The organism is Bacillus sp. FSL K6-6038 (assembly GCF_038050455.1).
In the GTDB taxonomy this organism is placed as follows: Bacteria; Bacillota; Bacilli; order Bacillales; family Bacillaceae_G; genus Bacillus_A; species Bacillus_A pseudomycoides.
The window spans coordinates 2,282,079-2,294,167 of the sequence record NZ_JBBOUH010000001.1 but is presented as its reverse complement, the minus strand read 5'-3'; the positions used below and the strand labels follow the sequence as shown (position 1 = coordinate 2,294,167).

Here is a 12,089-nt window from a genome sequence, read left to right as displayed (position 1 = left end):
TGCAACTCTTACTTCACATATACATAGGCTTCATTTGCAGTTACATAGTATGTTTTTCCTTTGCTGTTATGCACTTTGTATTGTGATGATCCGTTAATATTTACCTTAGCATCGATCGTGAATCCTAATCCTGCATCTAAAGAACCAGCAACATCTTTATCCTGCCATGATGGGGAATCATAGAAACGTAGGTTGTCCACTTTAGAAACAAGACGTTTTCCTGCAATCGGATTAACTGGCTCTTTTTTTCAAACTTGATGTAAGAAGGGTTATTATATACCCACTGATTTCCACCAAGATTTAACCATCCGTCTTTTTCGCCCCATACTTTATAAGATTCTGGTTTATTTAACTGACGAATAACAGAGTAACTTGCATCTGGTCCTTTGCGAAGATTTACATTGTAACCTTCAATATATGCAATACCTTCCACATTCGCTACTGGTTCGCCTGGTTTAGATGGTTGTTCCGGAACAGAAACATCACTGTTATTATATGCACGTTTCACATCAGCACGAAATTGTGCTTCTAATACACCGTGACTACGTAAGTAATCAAGTGGATCCTCATGATCTGTGCCGCCAAGATACTTCGTTACATCATAGTGAGTCCACAATCCTTTTTCTACAGATAATCCGCGGTCACGTAAAATTTTAGCTAGTAGCTTCACGTATTTGTCATATGAACGTTTAAATTTATCATAATCTGTAGTTTCGCAAAGCTCTACATGTACAAAACGTTTATTCGCGCCAGGTCCTCCACCGTAAGCAATGTATTTTGTATCACCAATTTGGATCGTTTCATTCCAATCGACTGCATAATGTACGAATGCATTTCGCCATGTACGAGTTTCATATTTTTGAATGTTAATAGCTGGCGCTTCTGGAGTTGCTGTACTATGTGCCACAACGCCCTCATAAGCCCCTCTAGCAAAGCTTAACAGGAGCAATAGAGTCATAAATACAGAAGAAACTAGTTTGATTGATTTTTTCATTTATTATCAACATCCTTTTTCATAATTTTGGAGTGATCGTATAGTCCACTAGCTGACAAACCAATGATGAGTCCTTGGAATACGTTCATTTTTATGTCAAAAGGCAAAAATAAAACGCCTAGCAAAGTGCCAAGCGCTAAATTAAGCAATGAGATATATTTAGTTTGTAACCCGAGCATTTTCGTCACTTGTGCTAATGCTACAACGACTGCAATTATTACACTGACTTCAACCAACTTATACACATCCTTTCATTAATAGACCGAGCAATCCGGCGACTATTGCACCAATGATGATGCGGAGAATCCATGTAGTATTGGCACTAATCTTTTCGAGCTGATTATTTATATTTACAATGTCCTTTTCGTTGACTGTCGTACGTGTTTCTAAATTACGAATATCGCGTTGCATGTCTTTTTGATCTGATTTAATTTGTTGGATCTCTTGTTTCAAATCGATAATCTTTTGCATCGTTTCACTCCTTTACAAAATAAAAAAGACCAGCTATTGCTGCTCTGTTGTTGTTGTTGACGCTTCTGTTTGGCTTCCTTTATCGATTAAACTTTGAACTAAAGCTTCTAAAGATGCTATTCGATTATTCATTGCTGCTATCTCTGCGTCTTTTGCTTCTAATTGTCCTTTTAATACCGCTATATCTTGATCATGTTTTCCCTCTAGTTCTTGAACTGCTTTCATCGTTAACGATGCCATGGAATATAAGTGAGTACCTGTTTTATCTTTATCAACAAAGACTTCATCTGATTCATCAACAATAAGACCATAATATTGTTTGATGTCTTTCGTTGTTAAAGGAGGATCATTAGGATCTTTGTTCTCCCTCATTTCATAAAGTAAATTCACATCACCCTTATAATTAAACTCCCTCACCTTAACATTTCTAACTTTCTCTAAAGCTGAAAAAGGTACATCACGAATATTTGATTTGTATTCTCGTAAACTTGGAGCTATTATATGAGCTTGCACTCCTCCCCATCCATCACCAACAATATTCGGAGTTGAAAACTGAACAACTCCTGTATATCCCGTAACTCTACTGTTTCGCATTGTTACGTTCGGCATTACTAAATCAGTATCCGAACCATTATCAGATATTGTTAATGATGAACTGTATGAACTAGTTTTACCGCGTCTGAAATGCCATTTTCCATTTCAAGAGTAGAGAACTTGGAAATCGTTAGCATGTAATACTCTGATTCCACTTCTTTGCATTTCCAAAAAAACTGATTTATATGTAACTCCATTTATTACCTCATCTACTAGTCCGATATTTGTACTAGCATCAGATAATCCTACTCTCATTTGAGTCACTTGCAAAGCACCTAGAACACCGCTAAGAGTATTGTCTCCTCCTAAGATAATAGTCGGTTGTACATCTCCATCCAATCGTCTATGATAACCGACATACAGACGAACGACACCACTTTCTATGAGACGTATAAATTGATTACGCCAAATTGCAATTTCCCCTATGATTTCGCTAGCTTCGTCTAATAAATATACTTCCATTCGTTCGATTTCGTACGATGTCATTTGAAAATCTAAGTCAACTTCTACCCTGAAATTTTGGATAGGAACTGAAAGCGAACGTTTCAATGCAGGACCATGCCATCCAGTCCCTGTACCGTAATCAGCAGCCTGGAGTGGACCCTCACCTAAATTTGCAAATGAGCCTGCAACTTTCCCGAAATCCATGTAATTCGCTGTTGTCCATCCTATTGGAGTCATAGGTAAATCTGCAATTAGTTCTTCTCTAATAAAAGGCTTTTCCTCCACAGTTGCTGGATAACCAATTCGAAAGAACTGTCCATCATCAGTATCAAGATCAAAGAATGTGCTTTCTCGTGCTGCTGTTAGGGTAATCAGTGGGATTGCCTCCGCTGTCCCTTTGTTTTCTACGTCTGCTTTAAAAGTAGAATTTTGATTAATCATTGTGTATTTCTTTTTATCTTTTGATAGTTTATAAGGCATTGGACAAATGAACTTGATTACACCTTGACCAAGAGTAACAAATTCATCTGGATCAAAACCTTCATCCACAACAGCCATATAAATTCTATCCGGTTCTGCATCAAAAATAAGCTCAACCGGCTGTTCTGTGATAAGCCAATCAGCGATTTCTTCTTTTAACTTTTCTAAAACAGATCCATCTGGAACAATACTTCCTACTGGAATAGGAAGTACGCGAATATCGGTTTCGGTACTTAATAATCTAGCGCCTGGATAATTAGGAACTTGCAATAAATTTCTCTTTAATGGCGCCCATGCTGGTCTTTTCCATCCTTTTCCTATTTGAATGAAATTTTTACGTTGATTATTAAATGTAAAAGAACTCATTTTGACACCTCTTTTCTTTATAAAACAAAAGAAACCCTAACCCTTAAAGGCTGAGTTTCTTTCTGTTACAAATTTATAATGAACAGAATTCCCTGGTGTTGTCCTTAACAACCCTTGTTCGTACCATAAATCATAAGGTATTTTATCTTCTTTACTTCTTTGTTCAAGTAAATCCTCAGAAAGCCAATACATTTGTTTAACATAAATATGAGGATCATCTGATACCATAAAAATAACCTTCGCTACTGTTAAATCGGTAGTTGAAGATAAATCACAACCGCCAATTCCATACAAAGGTTTTAATTGAGCTATATCAAAAATATTAGGATTATTTAATTGTTCAAAAGTTAGCCACACTTCCGTTGATGTTTCTCTTATATTAAAATCTTTTGTTAACAAGTTTTTAACTAACAGAGGATTAGCTTTGGCCTTTTCAACTTTATTTTTTAGTTGGTCCTCGTTTTTGATAGTTCCCAATCCTGGATTTGCTTTTTTCCAACACTTTGGGTCAATCCATTCTTCCCTTTTATCAAGCTCATAAATAATCGGGAGAACTCTTTCGTCTTTGTAACCTGCTGGATCATCATAACCGTTTATAATAGGCTTCTTCATATTTAATATCAAAGATTCCTTCTCTGACAGTTCCGGCAGTTGTTGTAATAATAGAAATTGGTTGCTCACGTGCCGTCATACCATCGACAATAACATCATAAAGATTTTTATCTTCAATTGCATGTAGTTCATCTATTAACGAACAATGCACGTTAAGTCCATCAAGTGTATTTGAATCACTTGAAAGAGGTTTGAAAGAACCATCGTTAAAATCTGAAATCATTTCAGCTACTAACGTTCGAATTCTTTTTGAAAGGACTGGTGATTTTTTCACCATTCTCATCAAACATTACATCTTCTCTAATTAATACAGACTTACCAAACGTCTTTGTATTATGACAAGGTAAGCATAAGTATTTTAAGTTATCATGATTCGATGTTATATCTGGATTGTTTATATTCTCTGGTGTGATCTCAACTATATGGTCAACGATGTATCCAGGTTCTTCTTTACAATGTTCACACATACCATCCAATGTTGATAATATATATGACGCTCTACACTTCTTCCACGCCAATGACTTATAAAAGCGTTTTGCGTATTTCTTCGCCATTCACCCACCTCGCGGTAATTCCTAAAGTATATATTGTAATTCTTAATATCAAAATGTACAATTATTCGAGTCTTTACTTATTTGTATTTAGATAGATCACTCATTTATTGAAAAGGAGACCATCCTCTAGTGGGTTCTTTTTTCTAACATATAATTTACAATCTTGGAGACGGAGTGTCTCCTTTGTTATAAGCAGGAGATCCTCCAGTGTCTTCATCTGCATAACTTGGGGACCAACCTGTACCATGCTCTGAATTAGCTGGAGATCCTCCAGTGTGACCATCAGAATATGAAGGCGCATGATGATCTCCATCCGCTTCTAATTTTGGTGCAGGCACATCACCGTGATTGTAAACAGGCGCTCCTCCATGATCTCCATGGGCATAACTTGGAGACCAAGTATCTCCTTTATTATTAGCTGGCGCTCCACCACCATCTCCTATCGAAGCCGCCTGAACGATACCTCCACCATTTCCATCAGCAACACCAAAGATTCCAAAACCTAAAACAGATAAACCAACGACTGCTGTATCAATTTTTCTTTTCAAATTTTTCTCTCCCTTACGTATAAAGTTAATTGAAATGAATGAATTACAGCTCTCACCCATTATAAAAATCCGACTCACCCCCAACATTACATATATATACTTCTATGTATTTTTTTGTAAATTCTTCTTGCATTTAGAAAGAAAATGTTCTTTGTAGTAAAATTTAGCATAATTGTGTCGAACTACATTTATCCAATTCACTCAAAATAATCTTATTTCAAATGCCTTTTCACAATCTGAGCTTCTTTGCCTAGCCATATTCACCACCTCGTGGTAATTCCCTTATATTTTATTTTAAATCCATTTATTTTGATGTTATAATTATATAAAATTCATAACTTTTAGAATTGAGGTGACCATTATGAAAAGTTTTGGTACGTTAGCATGCTCCGCTTTCTTCTCAGCAATGCTGATATTGTATAATGTCCAATCCTTTTATAATAAATTCACAACAGGAAATACATATTACTGGGTAAATGTTGTTCTGGTTGTGATATTCCTTATATCTTTTACCATCGACATAAAGGATATCATCAAGAAAAACTACAAAACTTCAGAATCAAACTAAGGAGCCTGGATTGGTTCCTTTTCCTTTATAAAATAAAAAAGCATCCTATTTAGATGCTTCTGTGTTTAGATTTCCTTATATAATACCCATTACCATAACGCTACCTACCACAATACATATTAAGCCTACCAATATTAAAAACTCCGGTAAATCAAAGTGATCGAAAATCATACCTAAAATTAATCCTACAGGGAATGCTAGAACTTCTCTCCAACTTATACCTCTAACTTTCCTTATTTCATATAATGTTGTAATACAGATAATAAAAATTCCTAATACAATCAAGCATAAACCTAACATTCATATACCCTCTTTTTTACTATGATATTACCATGAAAGGATATACCATATCAGCATTACTTCTTTATAAAATAAAAAAGCAGCGGATTCGCCACTTCAAATAATATACTTTAAATCAACATCTATATCATAATAAATTAATAAAAATGTAAGTAAAGGTAAATAGAGAAGAATGTAAGCCACAGCTTTAATACCGCCTTAGTTTCATTGGGATTCGCCTCTTCCATATGAGTCACCCGATTTTCCTTTATCTACATTTATATGAAATAAACCCCTATGACAAGTAAATTATACCACTTATTTTGAATTGACGTTCTATATTTTCTAAATCGCTTTAAAACTACATTATTCCTTATCTTTCCTTAACAACAAACAAGACGCCACCATGATCTGGGTAGCATCTAACGAAGTAACTATAGAATTAATCATTAATAAGTATATCTGGACCTTGTCTCAACATATATGTGAAACCCGAAACAAATACGATGCAAAATATAATAACAGAAGGCCACATATTAAAATGAAATCCTTTATCCATAACTAAATAATAGATGTTTTGGATCAAGAAATTAGCACCTACGATAATCCCCCCTAATATTGAACTGACCGCAAGGCTGATTAAATAAAATTTGAATTTCTGAAACATTTTCCCTCTACCCCTTTTCTAAAATCAACTTTATTTAGGTTGTTTTAGAAAATTATACCATCTATTTTTTTATATTCTTAAATCTATAATATATTTAAGGTTATTTTAAGAGAGAGACGATTATCTATCCAAATGTCCATTTTGTTTAATAAAAAAGAGCACCCGTTTCCGCGAGCACTCTTCAAGGGATTGCGAGAGTCTTCATTAACACAAGATATAGCGGCTAAAGTTAATGAGGTACAAGCAGTATATGCTTGTCCACTTTAATACGTGAAAAAGAGCATCCAATCCAGTGGATGCTCCCAAGAATGAATGTTGAATAGAATAAGCAGGTGGCTTGTCCTATACTTCAGCATATGCTTGTCCTTATCGCAATGTGAAGAAGAGCACCCCTTTAGTGAGTGCTCTTCTATAGATAGGGGTAACACGTTGGAAGCAAACTCTATACAAATGTATATGATTATAGGCCTATTCGCATTCTCTGTTATTATGTAATTTCTTATAACATAGAAAAAAGCACCCATTTTGGATGCCATTAAACCTTTTCTATAACATAAACCATCGTCTTTCTTGAAGGTATATGATAAGAATAATCTTCATTTTTATGAATGTATGTTTCGTATTTACCCATCACTTGAAATCTTTCAGTCTCAGAGTCACCAAATCTTGATACGGAATCACATAAAACCAATGATTTTGTTCTATCGGTATGTAACAAACTTGAAATTTGTCGTTCGGAGTATATTTTTCCTACTGTTAATTCTTTTAAGATTTCATCATCACAGTACACTATTTCTCTCTCCTCTCCCACTCTATCTATTCGACAGAAAACAGGAAAATCCTACAAAATAAAAAGCCATCACCGAAAGGTGACAGATCTAGAGGGGATGAGAGAGATAACAAACGGTAAAAAGTATCTCTTCAAGAATAAGATTACTCTCATTCTTTTCTCGATCACCGCACTATATACTTTAAACTACACGCTTTACGTCAATGACCGAAAAAAGAGCAAAAGCTTCCTTGTTTACCAACCCCAGACTTACATTCAGTATAGAGCGGGGTAAATTAATTCTCCTAATTCAAAACTTCTAGGAACACCTAGGTATCGATAAAAAAACAAAAGTGAATATCCTTCATTTCTTTTTAGTCAAATTTTGATTCATCCTATTGTTTGGACGGCTATCTTTTAGTAGGTTATACGAAACTCCATACGGTACATGAAGTTTTATATAACCTACTTATTATTAAGTTTGGTCTATATATAGATGGCTTTTGTACGACGAAATAACAGATTTTCTATTTCTCACCATAAGGACGATATTTACTTCTTATATATTTGCAGATAAAACAATCTCCAAATAAAAAAGCATCTTATGCAGATACTCTTTATACTTACACACTATTTATCTCTTTTCTTATCTAGGTTTATTTTCTTTGCTGGACTTATTTCATAATCCCTACGTCCTGTATCCTTCTCAAAATAAACATAATCAGCGTGAATAGCTTTATGTATTAATTCTAAAATAACCGTAACTACTCCAATTTTCAGCATAGGACCAATAGATGAAGAAAAATCAATTAGTAAAAAAGGTAGCCCTACAGCAAAAGTTAAATCCAGAAAAAATGTCAAGAAAGCTACAGTTGAATAAATGCCACTTTTTCACTAATAAAACGAATACTCCCTCAGCATAATTTACTGTTAACAAAACTTAATCTTATAATTCAACTATAAAGTCCAAATCTATCAGCATGTATGGAGTTAGTATAGTCATATGGACACAACTTAGTTACGTCCTTACAATGGGTTTCAAGGAGGAGGTGTCCGTATGACAAACAAGAAATTTAATGAAGAGTTTAAAAAATGGTGGTTGAATTATATCGTTCAGGACAATCTGTAAAACAATTAAGCAGCGAGTATGGCGTATCAGAAGTAACCGTTTATAAATGGATTAAAATATATTCTCCTATCACATCAGTTGATGAAGATGAAATGACACTAGAAGATCTAAAACGAATGAAAAAAGAAATGCTTCGTCTAAAAGAAGAGAATGAAATTTCAAAAAAGACTATGGCCATATTCGCGAGAAAATAAAAGATACAGAATTACACCCATTTATTGATTGTCAAAAAGAAACGCACTCTGTTCATATGATGTGCCAAACTCTTGGGATAGCGAGAAGTTCTTACTACCAATCTCAGCATAAAACAGAGTCAAAGCGTAGTCGTGAAAATAAAAAATTAACCAAAAAAATTATACAAATTCATCAAGACAGTGAAGGTCGTTACGGTGCACCTAGGATTCATCAAATACTATTGGAACAAGGATTACAAGTAAGCATAAAGCGTGTGCAACGGCTCATGAGAAAAGAAGATATTCGTTCCATTATCTTAAAGAAATACAAACCACATTCTTCAAAATCAACCGTAGAGGAACGGACAAATTTATTAGAACAAGACTTTTCTACAACTACAATAAATGAAAAATGGGTAGCTGATATTACCTACATTCACACCCAAAAAGACGTTTGGTGTTATCTTGCATCTGTCATGGATTTGTATTCTAAGAAAATTATAGGGTATTTATTTTCACGAAATATGACAACGAATCTTGTAGTAAAAGAGCGATACGGAAGCGAATATAACGACTATGATTTGGTTTGTCCTACTTTCAATGGTAATCCTTGCAATTTCAGAAATTTGACACAGCTCTGGAAAAAGCTTATAAAGAAAAGTGAAGTTCCTGATATTTGGTTCCATGATCTAAGGCATACTCATGCAACTTTAATGTTGAAACAAGGTATTCATCCGAAGATTGTAAGTAAACGTTTAGGACATAAAAGAGTAGGCATCACATTAGACACCTACTCGCATGTCGTACCAGGACTACAAGAAAAAGCAGTTGAAGATTTTGCAAATAATCTATTTCAAAAACACTAATGTTTGTAAAATGTTTGCAAATACGGATTTTGCATAAAAATACTAGCAGATTCGTATAAAATTGAAAGGAGCAAAAAACATGAAAGAAATCAAGTCTGAAAAGGAATTTAAAGACATTATCGCAAGCGAGGAGCCAGTAGTAGTTAAGTTCTTCACTACATGGTGCCCAGATTGTGTACGTATGGACAACTTTATCGGAGATGTAATGGAAGAGTTCCAGAAATTCGAATGGTATTCTATTAATAAAGATGAGTTCCCAAGTATTGCAGAAGAGTATCAAGTAATGGGAATTCCTAGCTTATTAGTGTATCAAAATGGTGAAAAACTTGGTCATTTACATAGTGCAAACGCAAAAACAGAAGAGCAAGTTACTGAGTTTTTAGAAGCATACTAAAATAGAAGAAGTGCCTCTGAGATATATTCTTTCAGAGGCACTTTTTTAGTCTTTTTTAATGATTTTCTTTCGTAATTACTTAGTCATTTCTTCAGAAGTGTAATAGGCTATTTCCTCTTGACCAATATACATTAGGATACGTCTTTCTCCTTCATCTCCAAGATACATCTCCATTTTTATATGTAATTAACAAATCATATAGCAGATTATTAATCCCCTTTAATTTTTGTTCATCTTCATTCAATATTCATAAAATAACCTTCATTTAAACCGCCAAACCCTTTCGAAATAGATATCGATAGCATAGAAATATCTTGCTTCCTCATCGGACGACTTACCCCCTGTGATACTAAGGATCGTAAAAAGCAGGATAATATTTTGCGCATCTCCCCCCTTCCTTATATCGCAAAGGAAATCCGATGAAATTTTTACCTTTTCTCACTTTGTACTTTGCAACATATTTTTCCTTTGCGAAACTTTGTTATCCCCTACTTAAAAAACTATAAAGCGTCAACAATGTTTGTATAGACCCACACGAGTTTCGTTTGATACTCTATTAATAGAAAGAATTTCCTAACAGAAAGGTGAGTGATCATTATGAATTCACTTTCTAATAAAGAAGCTGATAAAGGAGCTATTGTCAGCATTATCGCCTACATATTTTTATCATCACTGAAAATCGTAATTAGCTATATTGCCCTTTCCAGTGCATTACGGGCGGATGGTTTAAATAACTTAACAGATATTGGTGCTTCTTTAGCTGTATTAATTGGTCTTAAAATTTCTCGTAAACCCCGTGATCCGGATCATCCATACGGACATTCACGTGCAGAACAAATCGCTTCACTTGTTGCCTCCTTTATTATGGCGACGGTCAGCTTAGAAGTAATCGTAAGTGCAATTCAATCGTTTTTCACTCCGCAAAAAACCGCACCAAATGTACTTGCAGCATGGGTTGCCTTATTTTGTGCTGTCGTCATGTACGTCGTGTACAAATATAATAATAAAATTGCGCAGCGAACAAAAAGTAAAGCATTAGAAGCCGCTGCAAAAGATAATTTATCAGATGCTCTCGTGAGTATAGGTACAGTTGTCGGCATTGTAGCATCACAGTTCCACATGCCTATCCTCGATCCAATTGCGGCGTTAATCGTTGGCTTTATTATTTGCAAAACCGCGTGGGACATCTTTATAGAAGCTTCTCATATGTTAACTGACGGCATTGATCCGGATAAAATGGAGGAATATTCACAAGCTGTCAGACTCGTTTCTGGTGTTGAACATATTGTTGATATTCGCGCACGTATGTATGGAAACCAAACGTATGTGGATATTACGATTGAAGTAGATGCCCATATGGACGTGAGTAAAAGCCATCATATTACCGATAAAATTGAAGAAATGTTAGAACGAAAATTTGGAATTTTACACACTCATATTCATGTTGAACCTATGCAAAAAGAACCTATGATGACATAGGTTCTTTTTTGATGAATGCTTGATGAAACATAATACATAAAATAAGCCAACTTCCACCCGCTGCCCAGCCCGCTAATATATCGGATGGATAATGGACACCGAGATATACACGGCTAACAGAAATAGAAAATATAACAAAACATGTAATAAAAATAAGCAACAACTTTTTATGCAGTGTAATGCGATGTTCTGTGATTGTTACATAGGCGATAAACCCTAAAAATGCTGTAGCATTCATCGTATGGCCGCTCGGAAAACTATACCCTGTAGCTGTAACAAGCTGCGTGACATCCGGTCTTGGGCGCTCGTACCATAATTTTAAGAGGCTGTTAAGATAACGAGATCCATAATAATTAACGATTAAAAATAACGCACTTAACAACTTTTTTCGAATGAGAAAGTACATTACAACTATGATTAATACTGGAAAATATATTTTTTTTGAACCAATATAAGACATCCAGGTAAAATAAGCTGTCAAATAATCGTTCCGAAAACCTTGAATAAATTTGGAAATAACATCATCAAATCTCTCAATACAAGCGGTATGATACGAAAGTGATAATCCGACAAAACAAATGAGTAACGTACTTAACAAGTATACATGTCGATATCGTTTCACATACATAACCTCACTATATAAAAATAAGAAATGGAGCGGTTGTTTTAGTTTTCCTCCCCATTTCTTTTTTATGCATCATT

14 protein-coding genes and 3 pseudogenes are annotated in these 12,089 nt (G+C 34.7%); 4 read left to right on the top strand and 13 right to left on the bottom strand.

Features of this window, described 5'->3' with window-relative positions:
* Positions 1-8: 8 nt before the first annotated feature.
* The 8 genes and pseudogenes from NSQ40_RS11880 to NSQ40_RS11845 all read right to left on the bottom strand — a co-directional run bounded on the left by NSQ40_RS11880 (position 9) and on the right by NSQ40_RS11845 (position 5,063).
* Positions 9-994: pseudogene (locus NSQ40_RS11880) on the bottom strand (N-acetylmuramoyl-L-alanine amidase).
* Complete coding sequence (locus NSQ40_RS11875) at positions 991-1,173, bottom strand: holin (protein WP_371394253.1); 183 nt, start codon at positions 1,171-1,173, stop codon at positions 991-993. Before NSQ40_RS11875 ends, NSQ40_RS11880 begins: the two are co-directional and overlap by 4 nt.
* A gap of 58 nt (positions 1,174-1,231) precedes the next feature.
* Positions 1,232-1,465, bottom strand: a complete 234-nt coding sequence (locus NSQ40_RS11870) for a hemolysin XhlA family protein (RefSeq protein WP_003207144.1) — start codon at positions 1,463-1,465, stop codon at positions 1,232-1,234.
* 33 nt (positions 1,466-1,498) lie between these two features.
* Positions 1,499-2,074, bottom strand: a complete 576-nt coding sequence (locus tag NSQ40_RS11865; protein ID WP_341286112.1) for a tail fiber domain-containing protein — start codon at positions 2,072-2,074, stop codon at positions 1,499-1,501.
* A 90-nt stretch (positions 2,075-2,164) separates the two neighbouring features.
* Positions 2,165-3,349 (bottom strand): distal tail protein Dit, encoded by a 1,185-nt coding sequence (locus NSQ40_RS11860; protein WP_240522754.1) that lies wholly within the window; start codon positions 3,347-3,349, stop codon positions 2,165-2,167.
* Between the two features lie 60 nt (positions 3,350-3,409).
* A pseudogene (locus NSQ40_RS11855) lies at positions 3,410-4,241 on the bottom strand (terminase TerL endonuclease subunit); the annotation flags it as partial.
* Positions 4,186-4,515, bottom strand: coding sequence for an HNH endonuclease signature motif containing protein (locus NSQ40_RS11850; RefSeq protein ID WP_033797346.1), 330 nt, complete (start codon positions 4,513-4,515; stop codon positions 4,186-4,188). The gene NSQ40_RS11850 and the pseudogene NSQ40_RS11855, both read right to left, overlap by 56 nt.
* A gap of 155 nt (positions 4,516-4,670) precedes the next feature.
* Complete coding sequence (locus NSQ40_RS11845; RefSeq protein WP_098159116.1) at positions 4,671-5,063, bottom strand: hypothetical protein; 393 nt, start codon at positions 5,061-5,063, stop codon at positions 4,671-4,673.
* Between the two features lie 361 nt (positions 5,064-5,424).
* On the opposite strand from NSQ40_RS11845, the gene NSQ40_RS11840 reads away from it, so the two are divergent.
* Positions 5,425-5,631, top strand: a complete 207-nt coding sequence (locus NSQ40_RS11840) for a hypothetical protein (protein ID WP_080547207.1) — start codon at positions 5,425-5,427, stop codon at positions 5,629-5,631.
* A gap of 75 nt (positions 5,632-5,706) precedes the next feature.
* Here the strand turns inward: NSQ40_RS11840 and NSQ40_RS11835 are convergent, their stop codons facing one another.
* The 4 genes from NSQ40_RS11835 to NSQ40_RS11820 form a co-directional block, all read right to left on the bottom strand.
* Complete coding sequence (locus NSQ40_RS11835; RefSeq protein ID WP_098159111.1) at positions 5,707-5,931, bottom strand: hypothetical protein; 225 nt, start codon at positions 5,929-5,931, stop codon at positions 5,707-5,709.
* Between the two features lie 421 nt (positions 5,932-6,352).
* Positions 6,353-6,577, bottom strand: a complete 225-nt coding sequence (locus tag NSQ40_RS11830) for a hypothetical protein (protein WP_033796134.1) — start codon at positions 6,575-6,577, stop codon at positions 6,353-6,355.
* Positions 6,578-7,112: 535 nt separating this feature from the next.
* On the bottom strand, positions 7,113-7,370 hold the full coding sequence (locus NSQ40_RS11825) for a hypothetical protein (RefSeq protein ID WP_033797007.1): 258 nt from the start codon (positions 7,368-7,370) through the stop codon (positions 7,113-7,115).
* A gap of 606 nt (positions 7,371-7,976) precedes the next feature.
* Complete coding sequence (locus tag NSQ40_RS11820; RefSeq protein ID WP_003205141.1) at positions 7,977-8,207, bottom strand: hypothetical protein; 231 nt, start codon at positions 8,205-8,207, stop codon at positions 7,977-7,979.
* 196 nt (positions 8,208-8,403) lie between these two features.
* Between NSQ40_RS11820 and NSQ40_RS11815 the strand changes: the two are divergent.
* The 3 genes and pseudogenes from NSQ40_RS11815 to NSQ40_RS11805 all read left to right on the top strand — a co-directional run bounded on the left by NSQ40_RS11815 (position 8,404) and on the right by NSQ40_RS11805 (position 11,387).
* Positions 8,404-9,514: pseudogene (locus NSQ40_RS11815) on the top strand (IS3 family transposase).
* Positions 9,515-9,593: 79 nt separating this feature from the next.
* The gene (locus tag NSQ40_RS11810; RefSeq protein WP_016114761.1) at positions 9,594-9,908 is read left to right on the top strand and encodes a thioredoxin family protein; all 315 of its coding nucleotides are present in this window, start codon (positions 9,594-9,596) and stop codon (positions 9,906-9,908) included.
* A 597-nt stretch (positions 9,909-10,505) separates the two neighbouring features.
* On the top strand, positions 10,506-11,387 hold the full coding sequence (locus NSQ40_RS11805) for a cation diffusion facilitator family transporter (protein ID WP_141521868.1): 882 nt from the start codon (positions 10,506-10,508) through the stop codon (positions 11,385-11,387).
* Here NSQ40_RS11805 and NSQ40_RS11800 read toward each other — a convergent pair.
* Positions 11,374-12,009, bottom strand: a complete 636-nt coding sequence (locus NSQ40_RS11800; protein ID WP_018766370.1) for a phosphatase PAP2 family protein — start codon at positions 12,007-12,009, stop codon at positions 11,374-11,376. The genes NSQ40_RS11805 and NSQ40_RS11800 overlap by 14 nt on opposite strands.
* Positions 12,010-12,089: the final 80 nt, after the last annotated feature.